Annotated in this window: 15 protein-coding genes and 1 riboswitch; of the genes, 10 read left to right on the top strand and 5 right to left on the bottom strand. The window is 36.6% G+C overall.

Features of this window, described 5'->3' with window-relative positions; genetic code table 11:
• Nucleotides 1-2: 2 nt before the first annotated feature.
• Nucleotides 3-1,358 carry an extracellular solute-binding protein gene (locus tag NAG76_05655; protein URN95731.1) on the bottom strand — a complete coding sequence of 452 codons (1,356 nt, stop codon included), beginning with the start codon at nucleotides 1,356-1,358 and terminating at the stop codon, nucleotides 3-5.
• Between the two features lie 501 nt (nucleotides 1,359-1,859).
• On the opposite strand from NAG76_05655, the gene NAG76_05650 reads away from it, so the two are divergent.
• The 8 genes from NAG76_05650 to NAG76_05615 all read left to right on the top strand — a co-directional run bounded on the left by NAG76_05650 (nucleotide 1,860) and on the right by NAG76_05615 (nucleotide 10,045).
• The gene (locus NAG76_05650; protein URN95730.1) at nucleotides 1,860-2,723 is read left to right on the top strand and encodes a PRD domain-containing protein; all 864 of its coding nucleotides are present in this window, start codon (nucleotides 1,860-1,862) and stop codon (nucleotides 2,721-2,723) included.
• Between the two features lie 15 nt (nucleotides 2,724-2,738).
• Entirely contained in the window at nucleotides 2,739-3,236 is a 498-nt protein-coding gene (locus NAG76_05645) for a PTS glucose transporter subunit IIA (GenBank protein ID URN95729.1), read from the top strand.
• A 24-nt stretch (nucleotides 3,237-3,260) separates the two neighbouring features.
• On the top strand, nucleotides 3,261-4,739 hold the full coding sequence (locus NAG76_05640; protein URN96772.1) for a PTS transporter subunit EIIC: 1,479 nt from the start codon (nucleotides 3,261-3,263) through the stop codon (nucleotides 4,737-4,739).
• An 80-nt stretch (nucleotides 4,740-4,819) separates the two neighbouring features.
• Nucleotides 4,820-5,071: an HPr family phosphocarrier protein gene (locus NAG76_05635; protein URN95728.1), complete on the top strand. Its 252-nt coding sequence runs from the start codon at nucleotides 4,820-4,822 to the stop codon at nucleotides 5,069-5,071.
• 243 nt (nucleotides 5,072-5,314) lie between these two features.
• A complete protein-coding gene (locus NAG76_05630; protein ID URN95727.1) occupies nucleotides 5,315-5,800 on the top strand; it encodes a DUF4358 domain-containing protein in 486 nt (161 codons plus the stop codon).
• A 251-nt stretch (nucleotides 5,801-6,051) separates the two neighbouring features.
• The gene (locus tag NAG76_05625) at nucleotides 6,052-7,602 is read left to right on the top strand and encodes a tetratricopeptide repeat protein (GenBank protein ID URN95726.1); all 1,551 of its coding nucleotides are present in this window, start codon (nucleotides 6,052-6,054) and stop codon (nucleotides 7,600-7,602) included.
• Nucleotides 7,603-7,780: 178 nt separating this feature from the next.
• The gene (locus tag NAG76_05620; protein URN95725.1) at nucleotides 7,781-8,815 is read left to right on the top strand and encodes an ROK family protein; all 1,035 of its coding nucleotides are present in this window, start codon (nucleotides 7,781-7,783) and stop codon (nucleotides 8,813-8,815) included.
• A 21-nt stretch (nucleotides 8,816-8,836) separates the two neighbouring features.
• Nucleotides 8,837-10,045, top strand: coding sequence for an MFS transporter (locus NAG76_05615; GenBank protein ID URN95724.1), 1,209 nt, complete (start codon nucleotides 8,837-8,839; stop codon nucleotides 10,043-10,045).
• 175 nt (nucleotides 10,046-10,220) lie between these two features.
• Here the strand turns inward: NAG76_05615 and NAG76_05610 are convergent, their stop codons facing one another.
• The 3 genes from NAG76_05610 to NAG76_05600 are packed head-to-tail and all read right to left on the bottom strand — an operon-like array spanning nucleotide 10,221 to nucleotide 13,960.
• Entirely contained in the window at nucleotides 10,221-11,339 is a 1,119-nt protein-coding gene (locus NAG76_05610; GenBank protein URN95723.1) for a Ger(x)C family spore germination protein, read from the bottom strand.
• On the bottom strand, nucleotides 11,336-12,439 hold the full coding sequence (locus NAG76_05605; GenBank protein ID URN95722.1) for a spore germination protein: 1,104 nt from the start codon (nucleotides 12,437-12,439) through the stop codon (nucleotides 11,336-11,338). The genes NAG76_05610 and NAG76_05605 overlap by 4 nt, the downstream gene beginning before the upstream one ends.
• A 24-nt stretch (nucleotides 12,440-12,463) precedes the next feature.
• Entirely contained in the window at nucleotides 12,464-13,960 is a 1,497-nt protein-coding gene (locus NAG76_05600) for a spore germination protein (protein ID URN95721.1), read from the bottom strand.
• Nucleotides 13,961-14,245: 285 nt separating this feature from the next.
• On the opposite strand from NAG76_05600, the gene NAG76_05595 reads away from it, so the two are divergent.
• Together NAG76_05595 and NAG76_05590 are read left to right on the top strand one after the other, a co-directional pair.
• A complete protein-coding gene (locus tag NAG76_05595; GenBank protein ID URN95720.1) occupies nucleotides 14,246-15,967 on the top strand; it encodes a methyl-accepting chemotaxis protein in 1,722 nt (573 codons plus the stop codon).
• Nucleotides 15,968-16,317: 350 nt separating this feature from the next.
• A riboswitch (cyclic di-GMP riboswitch) is annotated at nucleotides 16,318-16,405 on the top strand.
• A gap of 157 nt (nucleotides 16,406-16,562) precedes the next feature.
• Nucleotides 16,563-21,728, top strand: coding sequence for an NPCBM/NEW2 domain-containing protein (locus NAG76_05590; GenBank protein ID URN95719.1), 5,166 nt, complete (start codon nucleotides 16,563-16,565; stop codon nucleotides 21,726-21,728).
• A gap of 135 nt (nucleotides 21,729-21,863) precedes the next feature.
• Here the strand turns inward: NAG76_05590 and NAG76_05585 are convergent, their stop codons facing one another.
• Complete coding sequence (locus NAG76_05585; protein ID URN95718.1) at nucleotides 21,864-24,992, bottom strand: ATP-binding protein; 3,129 nt, start codon at nucleotides 24,990-24,992, stop codon at nucleotides 21,864-21,866.
• Nucleotides 24,993-25,107 lie beyond the last annotated feature (115 nt).

The following is a 25,107-nucleotide window of genomic DNA, read 5'->3' as shown; positions in this document are numbered from 1 at the left end:
AGTTATTTACGAGCTTTAGCTGCTGCCTCTTCTAGACGTGTCATCCATTCTTCAGGTGTAATTTTACCAATGGATAATGCGATAATAGAATCTTGTTTCACTTTTTCTACGTCTGCATTAAGTACAGTTACAGGAGCCACTGTTGTAGTATCAGAGTTGAAGAAGTCCATAGCATCTTTAACAACTCCACTTGCTGAAGAGTTACTTAGATCAGCTTTAACGTTCATAATCGCACCAGTGATCTCTGCCCAACGAAGAGCATTTTGTTTCGTGAATACATATTGAAGGAAAGCTTTAGCTGCATCAGGGTTTTTAGCATCTTTAGCGATAGCGATAGTAGCTGTGTACGGGATAACGATGTTATTTTCACCAGCTGCTTGTGCAACAGAAGGAATAAATCCAAAGTCAAAACCTGCAGGAATATCGTTTTTCATTTCATTTTCTAACCATAGACCGTTAGGAATGAAAGCAGCTTTATGTTGTAGCCATTGTGCTTGTGAATCTGTATGATTTAATGCCACAGAACCTGGATCGATTAAGTTTTTGTCAACTAGTTGCATAAATTGCGCTAAAGCTTTTTTAACAGCATCGTTAGAGAAGCTACCTTCTTCAAGATTTACTTGACTTGTCAGAATGGAAGTATCGCCACCGTTAGCAGCAACCATTGCTGAATCTAATAGACCACCATTAATATAATAAGGATAAACGCCTGTATGAAGTAGTGCAGGCATACCAGAAGCTTTAATTTGTTCGCTTACAGCAATGAACTCATCCCAGTTTGTTGGTACAGCCCAGTTATTTTGCGTAAATAGTGCTTTATCGTAGAATAGTCCCCATGAACCGAATACTAGTGGAAGGTTATAATTTTTATCACCGTTAAATATGGACGGTTGTGAAATTAGAATATCTTTAATTTTTTCGCCGTCAACATTTACTGCCGTTTCAAGGAAACTAGTAATATCCATTAATTGATCATCAACAATCATTTGACGTTCATTGGAGCCAGCGCCATCAATGTATACAACATCTGGTGGATCATTTGAAATCCATCGAGGTTGCATTTGCTCATTAATTTTTGGACCAGCGCTTTGCGTAATTTTCAAATCGGGATTTGCTTTTTGGAAGCCTTCAATTACTTCTAACCACCAAGCATCTCCATATCCGCCTACAAAGTATTGAATTTCAAAATCGCCCTTTAGACCAGTAGTAGTAACTTCCGGATCCTTATTAGTGTCTGTAGTAGCTGGTTTTTCAGTATTAGTGCCGTTACCATTTGTGTTAGTAGCGTTGTTACCGCATGCTACTGTAGTTAATAGGATACAAATTACGCTGCATAACAATAATGTTTTCAATTTCATTGTGTTAGCTCCCTTTTTTATAATATTTTCATTTAATCCATGTTCAAAAAGTTGGCTTCATATTCGATGCCGATTATGCTTCCTGCATTACTTCATTATCAAAGTCAGCTTTTTGAACGACATCTCATAGATAAGTAGGTGTACAAGCAAAAAAGGACATAAGTCGTGTAAGCATAATACTACTGCTTACATAACTAATGCCCTCTCGGTTACACGTTATGTGTTCTTATCTATTGGATTGATCATAGCATACATCCACAAATTTACATTGTCAATAAGGAATGTAATTTTTATTATATTAAAACATAAGATGTATTAATTGACTTCATAAAAAATTTACAATAAAATGATAATTAGTAGTTAGAAGGCGTGTTACTAGTATACTAGGCATGAGCCGAGAAAGACCAACTGTTCTTTTTGTTGGCTTTTTCGGCTCTTTTTTATAATAAGAGAAAAAATATAAGGAATAGCGATGTTGATTTCCACAGGGGGGCTTGGGAGTTGAGTAAAGATAGTTTACTTAAAATCGATCGTATTGTAGGTAACAATGTAATCCTCACTTCTCATGCAATCACAAACAAAGAATATGTACTTTTTGGTAAAGGACTAGGTTTTACCTCAAAAGGAAATCAAAGCATTCATATGAATGACCCTCAAATAGAAAGACGGTATCGATTGGATGAAGAACAGCCAAGTAGTCAGTTCCAAGCACTTATAGAAAACATTGATCCTCAAGTCATCCAAATTTCTGAACAGATTATCGATAAAGTAAAAGATCGGTTAGGAACTCCAGTTCAGCCGAAAGTTTATTTCGCGCTTCCCAATCATATTCAATTCGTCATTTATCGTTTAAAAAATGAGATGGAGATTAGCAATCCATTTTTATCAGAGACCAGATTAAGCTTTCCTCAAGAATATGAAATTGCAACAGAAGCAGTAGACATGATTAACCAACATTTTCAATTGCAAATTCCTGAAGATGAAATTGGCTTTTTAACGTTACATATTCATACCTGTACAGAAACGGTATCGGTAGGACAGTTAGTCAAAGTAAGAGGACTGCTTAATAAAATAGTTGATTATATTGAAGATAAAATGGGCTTCAAACTTCAAAGAACAAGTACAGATTATGTCAGGCTTATAACACATCTTAGAGGTGCAGTGGAACGTATTATAGAAGGTCAACATATTGTTAATCCATTTACGGCAGAAATTAGAACCCTTCACTCTGATATTTATGAATTCGCAGTAGAGTTAGCTGAAATTATAAGTGACGAATTAGATGTGGTCGTTTCTGAAGATGAAATAGGTTATATAGCGATTCATTTATATCGTTTATTTCAGATTGAATTATTCACTAGATGAGAGAGAGGGATTCGAATGTTTGTAAAGCGCATAAAAAGAGATTCAGATCTGCTTTCTTACGTTTCGATTACTGCACCAGTTACAGGGAATATGTTTTCTATAGATGAAGTACAGGATGAAGCTTTTTCACGTGGATATATGGGAGAAGGAGTGGCTTTTGATCCAATCGAAGGAACGGTTAAGGCACCAATTAGCGGTAGAATATCTTATGTTGTAGAGACGAAGCACGCGATAGTAATAGAACATGCCTCAGGACTGCAGTTTCTTATTCATGTCGGTATAGATACCGTCGATTTACAAGGTGAAGGCTTTGAAGTTTTCGTGAAATATGGAGATCAAGTGTCAGAGGGAGAACTACTGATTACATTCGATCTCGATCATATTAAGTCAGCAGGGTATAAGCCCCATGTACTCGTTGTTGTTATCGGAGAAAGGAATATTGATCATATAGAATGTAATTTTCGTAATGTTATTATTGCTGAACCCCATGCATTCCGGGTTGTATTGAGCTAAATCAGAGCGGAGGCATTCGTAATGTTGTTTAAATATTTGCAAAGCATTGGAAGGTCGTTAATGTTACCGGTGGCAGTACTACCTGCGGCAGCTATTCTATTTCGATTTGGTAAAATTGATTATGCAGCTGATTTTCATCTAGGTAGTGTAGGCGTGTGGATAAATACATATATTGCTCCCTTTTTAGATGCAGGAGGCTCTGCGATATTTGACAACTTGCCGCTTATTTTCGCTATAAGCATCGGTATAGGAATTGGTGGGGATGCTGTAGCTGCATTATCAGCTGTCATAGCATTTCTGGTCATGGATTATGTTTTTCAAAATGTAATTATCGTTTTTGGTGACTGGCCGATGTTGAATGATGAAATTGATATGGGAGTCATGGGGGGCATTATAGCGGGTATTATAGCTTCGTATATTTACAAGCGATTTCATCAAATTCAACTACCCAATTGGCTCGGTTTTTTCTCAGGGAAGCGTTTTGTCCCTATTGTAACTTCTATTGCTATGGTATTTATTGCTATCGGATTAGGCTTAATCTGGGGACCAGTTCAAGCTACATTTAATTCAATAGGGCAAAACATTACAGATTTGGGTGGCATAAGTGCTTTTATCTACACGACACTGAATCGTTTACTGATTCCGTTTGGTCTACATCATGTCCTTAATAATATCGCATGGTTTCAAGTAGGGACATATGTGAATGAAGCGGGACAAGTATTTCAAGGAGATATTGATCGTTTCTTTGGTGGAGACCCGCAAGCAGGATTATATATGACAGGATTCTTCCCGATTATGATGTTTGCTCTTCCTGCTGCGGCATTAGCTATTGTGCATACAGCCAAAAAAGAAAATAAAAAGTATGTATCTTCTATATTTATTAGTGCAGCGTTGGCTTCATTTCTTACTGGAATTACAGAACCTTTAGAGTTTGCCTTTATGTTTACTGCCCCATTACTTTATGCTGCGCATGCTTTATTAGCGGGTATTAGCGCTTATGTAGTGACGGAATTAGAAATTAGACATGGCTTTGGTTTCTCAGCAGGTTTTATTGATTACGTGCTTAATTATCCGCTAGCCGAGAAGCCGTTATTGCTTATACCAATAGGATTAGTGTTTAGCGCCATCTATTACACACTATTCCGTTTTATGATTGTGCGGTTTAATATTATTACGCCAGGTAGGGAATCGAACTTGGGGATTGATAACAATATACAACCTGCATTTGCTACTGTAACAGCGACAAAAAGTACGAAAAACAAGACATTTAATGAACATGCTAATAAAGTGATAGAGGCTCTTGGAGCCGTAACGAATATAGAGAGTATTGATGCATGTATTACCAGATTGAGGGTCGTAGTACGTAGTGAGCTAGGTGTTAATGATAAGAGATTGAAAGAACTAGGTGCAGCAGGAGTCATTCACCTAGGTGGAGGCTCCATTCAAGTTGTGTTTGGGATGGAAGCTGAAAAACTTAAAGATTATATTAAAACTAAATTATAGTTTATGCTTTCGAGGTGAACTTTTTGTTAACGGAGAAGTTTATTCAGAAGGTAAACAAAAAGTTGTAAGGAGTGCTATAGTTGCAAAAAACATATCAGGTAATGAGTATGTCGGGGATTCATGCTCGACCTGCGCAAAAAATTGCTGAAGTTGCACAAAAGTATGCAGAGGAAGTTCATCTCGTTAAAGGTGGACAAATGTATAATGCGAAAAGCTTATTAATGATCCTATCCATGGGAGTAAGATATAAGGAAGAAATTACGGTAATAGCTACCGGTGAAGGATCTGAACTGATTATTAACGAAATTGGGAATTTATTATGTAATAAGTAATTAATTTATATTATAACATTTTTTCTGCAAACCGCTTGCCTCAATAAGGTAAGCGGTTTTGTTGCATGCAATCACTGAAAAGCGACATAATATTACTATGAAATATTACTTAATAATTTACTGAATAAAATAATGAATAAGTACAACTATAAAATATTTTATTTAGTTTCATGAAACATTTTATTATGTATTTACGTTTATTAATTATGAAGTTCAATAAATAAAAATATAGGAGTGTATATAATGAATAAAAAAATGATGTTTATTATGTTAATTACAGTGTTAAGTGTAATTGTAACAGCTTGTTCTGGAAACAATGCACCTACGGTGGAGTCGAAGTTAACTGCGAAAGAAATGGCAGATGAAATGTTTAAGGAAGTTGAACAACCAAATCTAATGGAATTAACAGCAGAAGATGTTCAAACGATTTACAATGTAGACGTTGCTAAGCTTGAAGATTACCAGATTAGAATTCCAGTGATGAATGTACACTCAAATGAGCTTGCCATTGTGAAAGTAAAAGATGCTAAAGATATTGCTGAAATTGAAGCAGCGTTTAAAGCAAGAGCTGAAGCTGCACAAAAGCCATTTGAAATGTATCTTCCTGATCAATATGAAAATGCTAAAAACTATAAGCTGATTACAAAAGGTAATTATGTCATGATGGTTATTTCTGATAAAGCAGATGAGTTAGTGAAAGTATATGAAGGTTTCTTTGAACAAAAATAAAAGTTTGTATTGAATTGAAAAAGACCGCTTGCAAAAGTTGAAGCTATTACAGCATCAGCTAGTGCAGGCGGTCTTTTTATTGTTGTTGCGAGTTAGTTGATTTTGATTGTGTTGCAAATAAAAACAAAATAATATTAAGCTAATTTCATAATCGGATTAGTGTGGGAGTGTAAAAAAGGTTATGATTGTAGTAAGGTAGATGAGGTATCATTCATCTAATAAATAACTGGTAGAGAGCAGGATATAATGGAATGACAGATAATCAGCAACAGCGTTACCGCTTTAGTGAAGCACCAATATGGGGACTTAACCGAAGTTACTATGAAGAAGAAGGACTTAAGGCATGGAATAATGACCAAGTTCCTCAATATATAACGAGTAACCCTATGATCGCAACCGTATATGCAGAAATGATCTTTGGCTTACTGCAAGATCAGGCGAATAAAGGAAACATTACTGAGCCAGTTGTGATCGTTGAGTTAGGTGCAGGAGCTGGCCGACTTGCGTATCATGTGCTTGTAGAGCTATGTAAGTTAAGAGATTTTGCAGGGATAGTACTACCACCATTCCGCTATGTTATGACGGATTTGGCGATGAATAACGTTATAGCATGGAAGGAACATCCTGCACTGCAAGATTTCATTGCGGAAGGTATTGTGGACTTCGCAAAATTCGATGCTGTTAATGACACTGAGCTGAATTTAGTTGCATCAAACATTACGATTAGTGCAGGAGAACTGCAGCAGCCATTAATTATTGTGGCCAATTACTTCTTTGACGGTATTCCACAAGAATTGCTTTATGTTGGTGACGGTCATATATATGAAGCAGATGTGTTTGTTGATTATCCAGAACAGGCGGATTCACTTAAACCATCAGAAGTATTGGATCAACTATCTTTACGTTATGAGTATCGTCTCACACCGGAGTATGAACAAGAAGATTTCCCATATCGTAATGTCATTGCCACATATCAGGAGCAATTAGAAGATTCACATATTCTATGGCCATCATCTGGCTTCAAATGTTTAGAACGTCTGAACGATCTAACTCAGTCAGGATTTGTATTAATAACCGCGGACAAAGGAGATAATCTCTTAGATAGCTTTAAATTTGCAGAACCGCCAGAGTTGGTTCTCCATGGAGCATTTTCATTTACAGCTAACTACCATGCTTTTGTACAAGCTTATGAAGAGAGTGGAGCAATGGTGTTATTTCCTCCTCATCACTATAAAAATTTAAATGTTGGATGCTTTATTAATGTGGACAATCCAATGAGTTATACGAATACAAGATTAGCGTATCATAGATTTGTTGAACGATTTGGTCCAGAAGAATTTTTCAGTTTGAAAGAATGGGTAGATCATCGAATTGATACGATGGGTATACAGCAGATTTTAAGCTTCTGGCGTTTGGGTGGATACGATGCGGAATTTTTCATTCAAAGTGCTAGGCAGATTTCAAGTTTATTGCCAGATGCCAACGATGAAGAATTAGCTGATCTTGCAAGTGGGATACAAATTATGTGGTCTTCGTACTATGTGATGGAGCAAAAGTACGACTTGGCACTCGATGCAGGATTAATACTATTTGAGATGGACATGTATGAGCAGTCGAAATATTTCTTAGAAATATCGGTTAACTCAGACGAAGATGAGATTGTCTCAACGGTATATTACGGTCTAGCAGTTTGCTGCTTCGAAATGGAATTAGCTGAAGAGGGATTAGAATATACGAGAAAATTACTTGAACTTGAGCCTGATAATGAAGATGCAATGGCGATCATCAAGAGTTTTGAGTAATGTTCAATGGCTGTAGGTGAATAAAAAGGAGGTGCCTTTATAGGTACCTCCTTTATTTATTATTCGCCGACTTAAAAAATGTAATTATTCTCTTGTCAGCAAAACAGATTGCTGATATTATCATAGTGACTTATTAAACGCATTTAATAAGTCACTATGATAATAGGTGGGGAGTACAGTGAGCGATCAACGACTTACTTCGCAACATACGAAATTAACTATTGTAGGTGGTATTCGGTCTGTATTGTTAGCACAAGGAAATGCTACGAAGATTGAATTGAGCCAGAAGCTAGACATTAGTTTTCCGACGATAAGCAAATTTCTCGCTCTAATGGAAAGTAAAGGTGAAGTAGTATCTGTTGGATTTGATACATCTAGTGGGGGCAGAAGAGCAAAGCGATACACCTATAATTCGAATTACATGCTAGGGTTAGCTATCATTTTGGAGAAAAGCGAAACGAGTTATACCGTTTTTAATTGCTTAGGAGATGTTATTGAGCAAGGTAGTACAGATAGTATTCTCATGAAAGAGGTATCACATTTAATAACGTTTATTAGCAATAAAAAAGAGTTCCATCCAACCATTCAGACGGTATCGATTGGAGTTCCTGGTGCGGTTGATAATGGGAAAGCATTTTATATCCAAGGGTATGAACATTATCAAAATGTTGATTTGAAGCAGTTAGTGGAGGAGCAATTATCGATAGCTACTGTCGTTGAAAATGATATGAATGCTGCAGTTATCGGTTATATGGCACAGCGAAAATCGAGTGAAGATGTATCAATGTTTTATTTGTATCTAGGGCAGAATGGACCTGGGGCAGGTATCGTTGTTAATGGTCGTATTGTACGTGGGAAAACGTTCTTCTCGGGGGAAGTTCAATTTATTCCACAATATAATGAGCAAACCTTCTTAGAAGCATTAATAACCGAAGAAACTGAAGCGACAAAAAACTTACACATAGATAAGCGAATAGATGCGATTAGTCGATTAGTAGGAACAGTTACATCGATCTTAAATCCTCATTATTTTATTTTGTGTGAAGAGGAAATCGACACTTCTATGCTTCAACAAATTACTGAGCAAAGTGCGGTGTACGTACCGAAAGAACATCTTCCATTATTAGCCTCAAGTAACTTGAAACATGATTATTTGAGTGGATTACAGAGTTTGGGATTAAGTGTATTGATGTCGCAACGAATAGAAGACTAACACAGGGGAGTACAGATACCAATGGCAACGTTTTTTCTTATTATTATTTATTTAGCTTTTATTAGTTTGGGTTTGCCCGATTCATTACTAGGATCTGCATGGCCTGTCATGCGAGGAGATCTCAATGCATCATTAGGTACAGCGGGCATTATTTCTATGGTTATTGCAGGAAGTACGATTGTATCTAGTTTATTCAGTGGTGTCATTATCGAGCGGTTTGGTACAGGTAAAGTGACATTAGTGAGTTGCCTACTGACAGCAGTAGCTTTACTCGGATTTTCATGGTCACCTTCGCTTATTTGGCTAATCATTTGTGCGATTCCACTTGGTATTGGAGCGGGTGCTGTAGATGCTGGTCTTAATAACTATGTAGCGCTCCATTACAAGGCACATCATATGAGTTGGTTGCACTGTTTTTGGGGTGTAGGTGCGACATTAGGTCCAATTATTATGGCTTCGTTTATTGCTGAAGATAAAGTTTGGAGACAAGGCTATTTCACGGTTGCTTGTATTCAATTCATTCTTGTTGTTATAATATTCGTTTCTTTGCCACTGTGGGATAAAGTAGCGAAAAAAAGTATGGCTAATAAGGCAGAAGCTCAAAGCGAAGGAACAAACGAAGAGCTTGAGCAACATGCAAAGACGAAAAAACCATGGCAAATCAAAGGGGTTAAACTAGCAATGTTAACCTTCTTATTCTACTGTGGAATTGAAGCTAGTATGGGATTATGGGGTAGTAGTTTTCTTGTAAATATGAAAGGCTTACCTGCAGCAACAGCAGCACAGTGGGTATCTTGGTTTTATATAGGCATTACAGTAGGCAGAATGATTACTGGATTTATTACATTCGCAATGAGTAGCCGAATGTTAATTAGATATGGTCAGTTGATTGCTTTAGTAGGTGCTATATTACTTGTATTACCGTTACCTTCTATCATTTCTCTGATTGGCTTTATGATTGTAGGGTTAGGATTAGCACCAATATTCCCATGTATGTTGCATGAGACACCTGCACGCTTTGGGAAAAAGAATGCGCAGTCAATTATGGGATTCCAGATGGCTGCTGCTTATACGGGTAGTACATTAGTTCCTCCGCTACTAGGATTGCTGGCAACCAATATAAATATCGGAATTTTCCCTATATTTATTACGATATTTGCAATAGCGATGTTATTGTGTACGGAGCAGCTAAATCGTTTTATAGCAAAGCTGCGTGTAAGTGTAAGATAGAGTTGGAATTAACGGAATAAATGTAAGTTCTATTTCGACTACAAGCATGTGTTTATGCTTCATAAAACTATTGTTCAACGATTTATTTGCAATTCATCTAAACAATAAATCGTTGAACAAGGTTAAGCGGCACTTATCATCTACTCCGATTATCTATTCAATTACGGAAATTAGATTAATTGAAAATCCCGTGTTTCACGATTTCCACCTTAACGTTTGTATCAAACTCGATGGTCGGATACTTTTCGGTCCAATTAATTTTTTCCCAAGTATTATGATGATATGCAATTAATCTCCTTCCGATTGCGAGACTATCTGAATTTGCTTCTTGAAGTTTCTGAATAACTGTATTTGCTAGCTCCGTTAACTTTTCAGTAGTTACCTTCTCTAAGTCATCAATTTTTTTGAAAGAGTCTAAATTATTTTTTGGATCTTCGATTATTTCGATTTTTAAATTTAACTGAATGTGGGCAGAAATGTTGTCAGGATCTTGTCCCCTAACAGTTAATTTGCGATCTGATTTTAATACACTAATATAAATATAGTTATTACTTTCTGGAACTTCGTTCTCATGTACTTTGACTTTAATTTCTGCGTATTTATTCCTCATATCAGCTAATAACATATACATTGTGGACTCAGTAGTATCTAAGTTTTGCCCGGTATATTTTGCATCATCGAACAAAGCCAATCCAATGAATTGTGCTTCATTTCCCTTGGATTCAATGAAGGGTAATATAATGTCAGTTGCTGGATCGTAAAGATCAGAGTACATAGGTCTAGTTTGTCGCGGTATGACGCTATCCGTTTGAGCACCTTCAAATAGACCATCAAGATATGCGCTAATACTACCCTTTTCATTAAGTTTAATATTGAGAAGGTCATTTGCACGCCCCTTTACAACAGCAGCATTAGAAACGAGGGTACGTTTGGAATCTCGATAAAATAGATCAAGCCCTGGCCGAATATCTTGCTTCGCGTACTCTTCACCAAATAAAATGACGATCATTTTTGAGGCATCGAATTGCCCTGAGATTTTAAGATCAAGTTCTTTCTCGATATCCATCGTTGTATCGCCTTCTCCTGATACGATTTGACTCTCTGCAACCTTAGCCCCTCCTTCACTTGAAGTAAATATAGGAATGACAATTGTACCTAGTAACTTTCCTTCCTTAGTCACATCAAATCCTGAGGTCATAACTAATTTTGTATCTTTAAGTAAATTTTGATCCCAACAACCAGTTAACAAAACAATATAGAAGCATACGAGTAGGAGCTTCCGAGATGGATTCATACAGGTGTATCCTCCTTTTCTTTTTTACTGCGAATTACTGACACGATTAAAAGGAGAGTAGGTACTATAAAGATGAAAACAATTCCATAGTAATTAATGAAATTTTCTAATATATGAATGACCTTACTATTAACTGGTATCAATAGTACAACAATTAACATTGCAGCTCCTGAGAAATATACAAAGGTCGTACGATCTTTTTTGCGGAACAAATGAGTGATACCGAGCGAAGACAAATATAGATACATCATAAATGAAGTGGAAACAGATACGACCCAGATCGAAAAGAACAGAAGGTCTACTCTATCAATAATATTGAAATATCTGAATTTCATAAGGTATAGAATAGGTTCAGGTATAAACTTTAGTGCCGAGGGACCAAAATAGGTGATCGTTACAAACGTTAAGTATGTATAAAAGATAGTAACAAATCCATTAGCTGAAAGAGAAACTTTCAATTTCCCGATACTTTTTCCTAGGCAATAGGGGAATACAACTAACAGTAATTCAAACCCTTGATAAGAGAATGTAGCTTTCGTCGAACCTTTTACCATATTGAAAAATCCGCTTTCTCCTATAGGGAAAAGATATAAAATGTTAATATCCTTTAGTACAAAAAGTGTAAATGAGAGTAGAACTACTAACAATAGCGATACCACGACAAAAAAGCGAGCCATTACCTTCAAATTTTCTTTTACGCAATATACACTAATTACGACAAGGAGAACCGTTATGACCCAAATCGGTGTGCGTGGAAGTATCCATAAATTAACCTTCTGGCCAAATTGAAAGGCAGTTAATATTGCTGATAGAAAAAAGAAGATAATATATCCGATTTTCAAGAAAAAAGCTACAGGTTTTCCTACAATATTAACCATTAATTCAAAGACGGTAAGTTCTGGGTATTTACTACATAATAACCATATAATAACTATGGCACACTGTATAAACAGACCTGCAATAAATACTGAAATCCATGCATCACTACCTGAAGTTCTATACACATTATAAGGTAAGGATATGACTCCAATGCCAATTTGAGATTGAAGGATGATAAAAAAAAGTTGGAATTGAGAAATTTTATTTTCAGCTTTTATCACTGGAATCGGGCTCCTCGATGCGGATTATTTCTTCATTTTTTTGGAGTAACGATTGATATGTCTATTTTTGTTCCAAAATATCGGCATTCTTAGAATGGCATCTTTTAAGCCATTCCAGCGAAAAGGCGCGACAGGAGCGAAATATGGGGAACCAAATGATTCTAGCTTACAAAGATGGATTAACAAAATCATCAAACCAAATACAATGCCAACAAATCCTAATATGGATGCTGCAAGCATCATTGGGAATCTGAGCAATCGAACAGCGGAACTCATCTCACTGGATGGAACGACATAGCAAGCAATAGCAGTCATTGCAACAACGACAATCATCGTATTTGAAACTAGTCCGGCCTTCACAATGGCATCGCCAATAACAAGACCTCCAACAATACTGATCGTCGTTCCGATTGCGGAAGGAAGCCGAATACCAGCCTCTCTTATTAACTCGATTGTCAATTCCATAATAAAAGCTTCAACCAATGGAGGATAAGGAATATTATCAATGGATCCTTTAACAGTAATAGCAAGTTGTTGCGGCATTACTCCGTAATGGAATCCGATCACCGCAATATAGATAGCTGGTAATGTGACGGCAACGACAAAGCTGAATAGTCGTATGACACGAATGAAAGTACCTACATAAACACGGCTATTATAGTCATCAGGAGATTGATAAAACGCAAAGAAAGTGGAAGGGATTAATAATGCTGTAGGAGATCCTTCGGACAATATCGCGATTTTACCTTCCATCAGATTAGCTTCTACTCGATCGGGGCGCTCCGTATTTAACATTTGTGGAAATGGGGAAGCTGTCGAATCTTCTATAAACTCTTCTAAAAATTCTGTGCTGAACACCATATCAGTAGAAATGCTTTCTAATCTTGTGAGCGCTGTTTCTACAATATTCTCATCAGCAAGTCCTTTTATATAAGTTAAGGCAACCTTTGTATTCGATCTATCACCGAGTGTTATATATTCAACATATAAACTTTTATCAACAATTCTATGTCGAATCAGATTCAAATTAATTGTTAAATTTTCTACAAAGCCTTGATGCGAGCCTCTAATGACTCTTTCGTTCTCAGGTTCACTTGAACTTCTTGCAAAATTAGCAGCTGTTTCAATGAAAAAAACACGTTGTTCGCCATCGATATAGATAGCCGAAAATCCTGCAAGCAATTTTTGTGTTACTTCATCTAGGCTTGTTGTATTTGACAAATTTCTAAAAGGATAATTAGCTTCATTAAATTTGCTAGTAAATTCAGAAAGCTGGAGAAAAAAGTTTTGTTGTAGCTTATCTTGATCAACAAGTGTTTCGAAATAAAACGCAATACACTCTTTCTGATTAAATACAAAGCGACGGTTTTTGAGGTCCTGTGATTTAAGAAAATTAATCTCAAGGTAGTTAATATTTTCTGCTATTGAACGGAAAACAGTTGTAATTATAGGTTCAGACTGTTGAGCTATGTCATTATTGTCGCGATTTGTTAGGGGCGATGTAAAGTAATGGGGCTTCATCTGAACACATCCTAGTAGTTAATATTTAGAAAAAACTATACTAATAAGATGCTTAACTTAGTTCGAAATTATACGTAATTCATTATGGTTGCTTCGCAAGATTTGGAGTTTATTGTATACTTATAATGCAATCCATATATGACTTATCTATCAATTGCATTATGATATTGGGTTATATGTAAATTATTGATATTGCAAATAATTATTGATCATTATCAATATATTTACCTCTTACATTACAATAACGGTTAAAAACTGAAACTATCATTTCAAAGGGGAATTACAATGGAACCATTACTTAAGAAAATGTCATCATTTTCGATCCGTACCAAGCTTTTTGCGCTATCTATACTCATATTAATCTTATCTTTTGCTGTGATGGGTTATCAAGAGTCGGTCCGAATGAAGGAGACGATTCAAGGAGAAGCGCTTGAGAAAGCACAGTCTGATTTGCAGACAGGGTATGCCATTATTGATCTTCGACACCCAGGGCCTTGGCATGTCGAAGAAGGGAAGTTATATAAAGGTGAAACTTTAATTAATGATAACTATGATATTGTGGATATAATTGGGGAGCTGACTAACGGAGACACAGCGACTATTTTCCTTGGAGATACACGTGTTACTACCAATGTTATGATAGATGGCAAGCGAGCAGTTGGGACAAAAGTCTCGGATGCAGTAGCGGAAAAAGTGCTTAAAGAGGGGGAAATATATCTAGGTCAAGCCAATGTGGTGGGCCATACATATCAAGCAGCATATATGCCGATTAAAGATAACGGGGGTTCAGTTATTGGAATATGGTATGTTGGTGCTCCAGATGCGAATGAAAGAATTATAAATATATCTAAAGAGATTGTTCGAGATGTTATTATAGAAGCAATAATAATTCTTGCGATAGCAATGTTACTCTATTTCTTACTTACTCGACCGATCATCAATCGTATTAAAGCATCAGCTAATTGTTTAGAAATTATCGCTAATGGCGATCTTTCTCAAAAAGAGGTTGAAGTTAAGAGTAACGATGAAACAGGAGTATTAATGAAATCTGTTAATAAAGTGACGAAAGATCTTAACGCTATTTTAACTAGAGTGCAAGATACATCACATCATGTTGCGGCATCATCAGAACAACTAATGGCAAGCACGGAACAAACGAGTGAAGCATCTGAACAAATAAGCACTGCTATCCAAGAAATTGCATTAGGCTCAGAAAAACAATTAACGAATTTGTCGTTTGCTAATGAATCTGTTGCAGAAATTTCTAGAGGCATGGATCAAGCTTCGCAATTAATTCAGAATATGGCAGATTACTCTGCTACCGTTAATGATAATGCCCAATATGGTACGGAGACGGTCACACAAGCTATTGCTCAGATGAATCAAGTACATCGAACGGTTGATGAGACGGCAAAAGTAATTCATGTGTTAGAAGAGAAATCAAAAGAAATAGATGAAGTGGTTGAAGTTATCACACAAATTGCTAGTCAGACGAACTTATTAGCTCTTAACGCAGCCATTGAAGCTGCACGCGCAGGTGAACACGGCAAAGGATTTGCTGTTGTTGCAGATGAAGTAAGAAAACTAGCTGACCAATCAGGCAAGTCAGCTGACAAGGTTAGTGAACTAATCGGACAAGTTCAAGCTGAATCTTATAAAGCAGTTCAATCAATGAATCTCGGAACGAAGGTAGTTAAGCAAGGGATGGAGCAAGTTAATCAGACGGGTGTTGTATTCCATGAAATTGTAACAGCCATTGCTGAAATCTCTTCACAAAGTCAAGAAGTTGCCGCTATCGTACAAGAAGTTAACGCTAATTCACATGAGATGGTTAGTATTATGGAACAGGTATCTACAATATCACAACAATCTTCATATAGTACACAATGTGTAGCTGCGTCCGTGGAAGAGCAAAATGCTTCAATGGAAGAAGTATCTACATCTGCTGCTAACTTAGGGCATATGGCAGAGGATTTGAGGAAATTAATAGATAAATTCAAAGTGTAATTGAGATTGAGAATTAGACGTAAAGTGAACATGAAAAAATAATATTTACTTTAGTAACAGCATCCTAACGAATGGATGCTGTTTTTGATTTGTATATCATGATGTCATTGTGAAATGTATATGAAGTTGAGGTATAACTTAATGAACTATACAGTACGAAAGATACATTATTTACAATAATTAATTGGTAAAATAACATATTTTTTAAAAGTGTAGGAGATAAGTTATAGATAAAAGTGATCATATCGTGATTATCGATAAAAAATCATTAAAATAAAGGTTATTATACCTACTTTTCATTTGATTCCAATTGTTCATGTAATATGCGGGCATGCTATGTTACTGTTTGTATTATTAATAGGCAAACCTATAGAAATGTAGGGACGCAAAGCTACAGGGACTAAAGTTATGTAATAACTATGTCAGCCAGTTGCCAAAGAGTATATTATGCTTTTTGTTTCTAAAAGTTGAATAAAGCCGACGTCATATGTTATGGCGTCTTAATTGTCTAACTTTTCGTACGATTAGCTACTCTCTGGGGTAGCTTTTTTTTCGTGGAGAGGCAATACATAATCATTAATCGGGAGGTAGAATCATGAACAAAATGATCGCAATCGCGACATCTGCAGCGCTGTTAATTAATATTTCAATAGGCGCGGTTCCAGTATTTGCTAATCAAGTTCAAAGTAATTACGAAGTGAGAACGCTAGTAGAGAATAACGTGAATAACGTTAACCAAGCTTCTACAGCACCATTTGATCTTTATGGTAAAGACGTTCTAGTGGATTACAATGCAGTGTACAAAATGGATAACGCTAATATTGCATCAATTACGAATAACGGTGGCAATTATCCTAATTCACAGATTCAAAAAGCTATTGATGGAAATATGGCTACCCATTGGGAAACGGGCAAGCCAAATAGCGCAATATTTACTAATGAAGTCATTTTTAATCTTAATGAATCTACATCATTAGATAGAATCGTCTATGCTGCTAGACAATCTGGTGCTCCTGGCAAAGGTTTTGCGCAGCAATTTGAAATTTATAGCTCTGCTACAGATAATGGCGATGATTTTACACTTGTATCGACAGGTGAGTACAAAGGATCAACAGGTCATACTATTGAAATAAAATTTGCAGCGACAGAATTCAAACGAATTAAATTCGTATTTACAAAAGCGAATCAAGATTGGGCAAGTGCTGCAGAATTTTCTTTCTACATGGAAGATAAAGTTAGAGATGCTATTAGTGATATTTTCACAGATGGCACAATGAGTTCAGTTGTAACAGCATACAATCAAGTAGATAAAATTAATGCATTAGATACGGAAGCGCAAGCTCATCCGTTATATTCTATGTTCAGAGATCAACTAGAATTGGCTAAAAAGCTAGTAAACAGTGAAGTAGATCTTGAAGGTACAATCATAACAGCTGAGCAACGTGGAGATATGCGAAAACATGCACAGCAAAATTTGAGAGTGAATTTTGGCGTGAATAATCAGCCGACTGGCTTTGTAGCTATGCCGGGAGAAACAGTTAATATCTATGTAGATGTAAAGTCTACAGATAAGCTGCCTTCAGTCGTCTTTTCTCAACAAGAGGCTGCTTGGAACGTTTGGGCAACATCAATACAATTACGTCCAGGTAAAAATACAATTACAGTACCTAGATTTGCAAAAAATAGTTATTATGCTCATGATGTAACTCCAGGTGGTACTGTATATATTGTTAACCCATATACGGCTGAGGAACAAGGAAAAGCACCGCTTATACGCTTTGAAGGTTTAGAGAAAATACCATTTATGACGGCAGATACAGATCCAGAAGAATTTAAGACTTTCTTAATTGACTATAAACAAAGATTAGATGCAGATAAAGCTGCAAATCCAAACGTTAAAGATCGTCAATTAATCGATGTCGTAGAGATGGTAAGTGATCATGTTATATTTACAGGAACAGCTACAATAGCGTACAACACGTTTATAACGCAAGGTAATAATCCTATGGATACGATTACTGGCTATGATGCCTGGATGAAGACAATGTTCGACTTCTACGGTTTTGATGGTAGTAGTATCCTTCATGATCCCAAATTGATTCGCGAAAATATTAGATTAATGCAACCATTTGGAGCGATGTATGCAGCAGGTGACCATACCGGTATCCAAATGGGAACGGTGAGCACGATGTTAGCTGACTTTAATAAGTCATACCCTGGCTGGGGATTGAATCACGAGATTGGGCACCGTTTAGCTGTTGGTGAACGCGAATATGGAGAAATAACGAATAACATGCTATCCATGTTAATGTCGGTTCATGCTAATTCTATAGATAACCGTGTCGCAATAGATAACCGTATTCCTTATGAAAGTACTATCTATAAATACGTTATCGAAGAAAATAAAGTAGTAATGAATGATCAGCCTCTCTTCGCGGCCCTTGGAGCATATTGGCAGTTAGAATTAGCTCATCCAGGATATTGGACGGAGCTGAATAGAATGTATCGTGAACGCAAGGTTTCTCTTGCTAACGGAGATAATTCTAAGCAACAGTATTTAGTGGAGTTTTCTTCAGAAGTGCTTGGCATGGATTTAAGTAGTTATTTTGCTAGACATGGATTCACAGTTAATCCAGAGACAAGAGAGAAAACAGCTGTATATCCTGCCCCAAAAAAACTTTGGTATTTGAATAATACATTAATTAATTATGAAGGAACGGGAATAACTAGCAAAGATATAGCGATAAAAGTAGGTATTACTGCTAATGCTACTGCAAAGTCTAATACATTAAACTTTACGATAGACAAATCCGTTAAAGAAGATTTCTTAGGCTATGAGATTTATAGAAACGATAAACTTGTAGGATTCACTGGTACGGATCAATTCATTGATCAGAATATAGATCCGAGCGTGAACTATACTTATACGATTATCGGCTATGATAAGAAGCTAAATACGCTTAATCCATTATCGGTTAAGGCATTCATTCCAACGTTATCCGTTGAAGATCAAGTGACATTGAAGCTGAATCAACCGTTTGATCCTATGAATTATGTGAAGGCAACGAACTATCAAGGTAAGGATATTACGAGTGAAGTTGTTGTAAAATCCAATAATGTTAATGTATCACGTAAAGGGAATTACGAGGTTGTATATGAAGTGAAGAATGAACAGACAACAGAAACGAAGACGACAAACGTTACAGTTACGAGTAATTATATGTATGCTTCTGATCTGAATGCTCAATCAGCCAAAGTAGGCTCGGGGGCTTTCCAGAAAGATAAAGCCGCTAATGGAGGCATCATTACACTTAATAGACATGGACTTCCGGTAACTTATAGTAAAGGACTTGCTGCACATGCCAATTCTGAAGTGATTTACAATATTGAAGGAAGAGGTTATGACTTCTTTGAAAGTTATATTGGTATCGATCAAGCAGCCAAAGGTAGACCATCTTCCGCTACATTTGAAATATATGTAGACGGAGAAAAAGTATTCAATAGTGGGGTATTCCTATCAAATACGGAACACGAATATGTAAAAGTAGCTGTAACAGGAGCGAAAGAAATCAAACTCGTTACAACAGATGCTAATAATAATGGTAATAATTATGACCATACGGTATGGGCTGATGCCAAATTCACTAACAATTCTAGTATGCCAACATTAACTGTACCTGAAGAGATGGGAGTCGTTAAGTTAAATGATGAATTCGATATTTTAAGTGGTGTAGAAGCATTTGATATCGAAGATGGAAACTTAATTGAACAAGTTGATGTGCAATTGAACGAATTCAATACCGATAAAACGGGTACTTACATTATACAATTCACAGTTACGGACAGCGATGGAAATACAGTTACACAAACAAGAACAGTTGTCGTGTACAGTTCTAGTCAATACGCAACTGATGTGGAATGGGATTCTGCAAGAACAGATTATAATGTTGTAAGAAAAGATAAATCAAGCACTAACGCCACAATAAAATTACTTGTTAATGGTGAAACGAAAGAATTTGCAAAAGGGATAGGAACACATGCCAATTCAGAGATCGTATATAACGTTGGTAATACGAACTATGAGTATTTCGAAACGTATATTGGCGTTGACCGTAATATTTCAGCTCAAAATAACTCTAGTGTCATCTTTAAGATTATGGCTGATGGTCAAGAAGTATATAATAGTGGGTTGATGAAATACAATACTGAAGCCCAATTCGTTAGAATACCAGTTAAAGGTATTGCACAATTAACACTAATTGTAGACAACGCAGGTAACGGTAATGCTTCTGATCACGGAAACTTTGCAGATGCTAAGTTTCTAATTTTGAATAGTATACCTGAGCTTACAATTGGAGCGTCTACTTCAACTAAAGTAGGACAAGCAATATCAGTAAGTGCTGAGTATTTAGCTATCGATGCTGAAGATGGCAATATCACTTCGCAAGTTGTCGTTACTGGTGAAGAGAAAGTTAACTTCAATCGTGCGGGACAGTATCCAATCACGTACACTATTACTGATAAAGATGGCAACACGATTACAAAAACAAGAATCATTGCTGTAGTGGATATGGAAGACTTCAAGTATGTGTCTGATTATGACTGGAAGTCTACACAAAATAGCTATACTGCTCCTAAGAAAGACATCGCCATTAGTGGTAAAGTATTACGATTAACGGATGAAAACAATGCCGAAGTTACGTATGCTAAAGGAATTGGCGCACATTCTAATTCTACGATTGTATACGATCTAACCGATAAAGACGTTAATTACTTCACTTCATTTGTAGGTGTTGATCGACAAATGTATAACACTGTAGGTTCAGTTACCTTTGAAGTTTATGTAGATGGAGAGAAGAAATTCGATAGTGGATTGATGAATTCAAGAGACGTGCTTCAACAACTTGAAGTTAATCTCAGTGGTGCAAAAGAGCTTAAGCTAGTCGTAACAGATGGAGGGAATGGTAACGGATCAGACCACGCAGTATGGGGAGATGCGAAATTCCACTATGCAAACGGAGATCGACTGTATACGAGCGATCTAGTAACGGCAATCGAAGCGACGAATGCTATTTCACTAGATGGTTATACTTCTGAAAGTATTGCAGCATTACAAAATAGTTTAAGTAGTGCAGAAGCAGTGCTTGCAAATGAAGATGCTACTCAAGCTGAAATTGATGCGGCCTTAGTAGCTCTGCAGAAAGCTACAGGGGAATTAACACTAATAGACTTTACTCAAGTCATTACGATAAGCGACAAGTATTTAAATGAAGCGATTAAAAAGACTTTAGCAATAACGGGTGAGATCACACTGGGCGATATGTACAACCTTACGACACTAACTTGTGACTCTAGAAGAGTTAGATCACTTGATGGTTTACAATATGCGAAAAATCTAGTAACTCTTGATATTGCAGGTAATGAAGTAGCAGACTTCTCGCCATTGCAAGACTTAACGAAATTGGATAACTTAATTGCAGATCCTCAATTTGTTGAAGTGGGTACTTTACAAGGGCCGATCGTTGAAGTTGCGAATGTAGTTAAAAATATTGACGGCAACTATGTTATCCCTACTACAGCAGGCGTTCGTAATAATGCAACGTTTAATGAAACAATATTTGATGTTAACGAATGGGCAGCAAATCCAGATAAATTCACACTTGATCTTTCTAATGAAGATAAGGGAGTTTACACATTTGTGCTGAATTATGAAGTGGCAGGTAACCATGTCATGATGATTTACATGATTGATAACAAATAGAGTCCATCTCGCTAAGTAGACTAAATATGCAAAGAAGCAGTCCCTCGTAAAAAATAGGTGGACTGCTTCTTTATTGTTCATTATATTGGAGTGACTCTGATGGTTATATCTTAGGATACTATAGTATAAAGCATGCTACTTACTAAATTGATCTGGAATGATGAATGATGCAGTTGTTCCTTCATTAGGCTTACTAACAATAGACAAGCCTTGACCATACAATTGTATTAATCGTCTATTCGTATTGGTAAGTCCAATTCCGCCTTTGCCTTTCAATGTAGAATTCAAAAGGTGCATAACTTTCTCTTGCTCCATACCTTTGCCATTATCGATGACTTCAATTAGTGTATTGTTTTCTTGTCGTGTAATACGAATATGAACGGTACCACCTTGATTACGGCTAAGGACGCCATGCTTAACAGCATTTTCAATTAAAGGCTGCAAGGTGAGTGGAGGAAGACGGAGACTAATCCCCTGTTCAACTTCCCATTCAATCGTCAATCGATCTTCAAATCGTACTTTTTCTATATATAAATAAGCTTCAGCAAGTTCTAGTTCATGAGAAAGCGCAACTAGCTCCCCCGTATTAAGGAAGTTAAAGCTGATCCGTAAATATGATGCAAAAGCATAACCTAAATCTCGCATCTGCTCAGTGTCTATATCACTAAGTGCCATAATCGAATTCAGGGTATTAAATAGAAAATGAGGATGGATTTGCGCTTGAAGATAAGCAGCTTCTAAGCGTAAACGCTCATTAATCGTTTGCTTCAGTGTAATTAATGCTCTAATTCGATACTTTAACTCCAGTGCATCTACTGGCTTAGTTACATAATCATTAGCTCCTGATGAGAACCCAGTATAAATATCAGCAGGTTGACTGCGAGCAGTTAACAGCAGCACAGGCAAATCGGATACTGTATAAAGCTCCCTTACTTTCTGCGTTAATTCATAACCGGACATATGAGGCATCATCGCATCGGTAATAAGTAAATCCCATTGTTGTGTGCTTAATATCTCCAATGCTTGACGAGCGGAGTTGGCTGTAGTAATTTGATACGGCTCGGTTGATAGAATACCAACAAGCACATTAAGATTAATCGGATCATCATCGATAGCGAGAATATTAACCTTTCTACTATTCAATAGCGGTGGGATATGAACAGTGGTCGTTATTTCTCCCAGTGTAATATTGGGGAACACTAGTTCATTGTTCTGTTCCACAATATCAGTTGTTAAATCATCAATAGGATGTGCATCTCGTGATACTGGAATGTCGCCTTCGGCTGCTAACGACAGATTAAAACTGAATGTCGAACCTTTATCTAGTTCAGAGCGAACGGTTAAAGTACCCTCATGCAATTCTACTAACTGCTTACAAATACTTAACCCAAGGCCTAGACCTCTTCCATCGCTTATGCCATAAGAGCCTTGTTCATAAGGGAGAAATATTCTATCTAGTGTTTCTTTATCCATGCCGACACCAGTATCAGAGATATGAATCATAGCATATCCTTCATGAGAAACAGCGGACACTGTGATTGAACCTTCTTCTGTATATTTGAGAGCATTGTGTAATAAGTTATATAGAATTTGAACAAGTCTTTTTTCGTCGGCCATTATTGGTGGCATAGATTCAGCAATATTTATGCGTAGTTGGATAGGTTTATTCTCAATCATAAATTTTAACATGCCAATTACGCTAGGCACTATGGATTGAAGCTTTAACGGTTCTTGTTGCAATGAAATACGGTGTTCCTGAATTCTAGCGACATCGAGTAAGTCCCCAAGCATGTGAGACATGCGACGACTAATGGTAATAAGTAGCTCCATGTCTTTTACGCTACTTGTGTTCATCTTCTCTTGCTCTTTCGTAACAACAGTTTGAGCAATATTAATAATACCGTGCAATGGCGTTCTTAGTTCGTGTGAAGTATTGGCAAGAAATTGATTTTTCACTTTATCAAATTGTTGCAGCTGTTCATTCAATATTATATTTTCTTGTGCATTACGGAAATACTTATGGAACCAGTAAGCAGAGAAACCAACGATGGCAGCGAGAATATCAATCGGATAGTAGACATTAATAACATCACTTTCATAACTAAATACTCCCCATAGTTCACTAGATATAATACTTGATGCGGAACATAGTAAGAAAATAGAGCCAGTATTGTTGGGTTTCGTAAATGATACTACCCCTACAAGATAAGCCAAAAATCCAAACGGAAGAAAATAATATAATTTAAATAGGCTGAGCTCCATAGAAGCATACACTAATGATGTCGATGCAAATACTAAAAATATAGAGTAAATAATAAACGAAATTGCGTATACTCGAAATGACTTCTTCAGCTTATATGTTGACGAAAATCTTCTGAAAAGAACGACTATTAAAAACGAAAGCCACATGTAGCTAAGTAATTTGATCTTTATGACCCATTCATAGTTAATAGGCAGCCAAAGCATGAGCATATTATCATGATCGGCAACAATAGAAATTCCGACGATAAACGTGAGTATAGCGAAAATTAATAAGTTAAGCTCTCGTCTATTAAACAAATAGAGAATACAGGCATACAAACAGTGCAGTACTAATACGACAAACATGACAAGTTGAAATCCGATAGAATACCAACGTATAAAATCGATTTCAGCTTGAGAGCCAAATTGAATAGCGCGCGTTATGCCACCATTTAATGGATTATCAAAGTTTGATACTTGTACAAGCAATTCGATCTCTGTTGTTCCTTCTTCATAATATGAAGCCGTGTATGAAACATTATTAGGTTCGTAGTCATTAGCATTGTCGGCAATGACTCCAACGTTGCTTGTAGCTACCCCATTAATTACTATAGTAGATGCAGCTTCGATACCTTGTATCCAAAATGCGATTGGCTCCTCTAATGGCGCGACTAATATGCGTAATCGGTATGTTCCGTACCCTATCGGACTATTTTCCTCGTTAGTCATCAAACCTCGCCAGTCACCTGGAACTTGAATATAATTAACTTCGTTGTTCAATGAATTAATATCAAAGGAGGATATGAGTTTGTCAGGATAGAATATCCATTCTCCTTCTAATGGTATAGAATCGGAATTGCTCAAATCCAAATGGCGCACATCAAGTACACCTAGAACTGCTTCAGGATGTTCCGCAGTAGAAAATAATTCAGACCATGCCCATCGAAAACCTAGAAGCACACCAATAAACAATAGTATTAGTAGAATGTATTTCTGAGTGGTTTTATTTATTAATTTCATCATAGTACAAAGGGATTCGACATAATCGAGCTTGTTTCCTTTATTTTCAATGCGCTTATTGCAAGAGGCTACCGTGAACATAAAGACAAAATCGCATATAATTTACACTTTATTCCGG

Origin of the sequence: Candidatus Pristimantibacillus lignocellulolyticus, assembly GCA_023639215.1 — a bacterium.
Classification (GTDB): Bacteria; Bacillota; Bacilli; order Paenibacillales; family Paenibacillaceae; genus Pristimantibacillus; species Pristimantibacillus lignocellulolyticus.
This window is presented reverse-complemented; position numbering and strand designations above follow the sequence as displayed.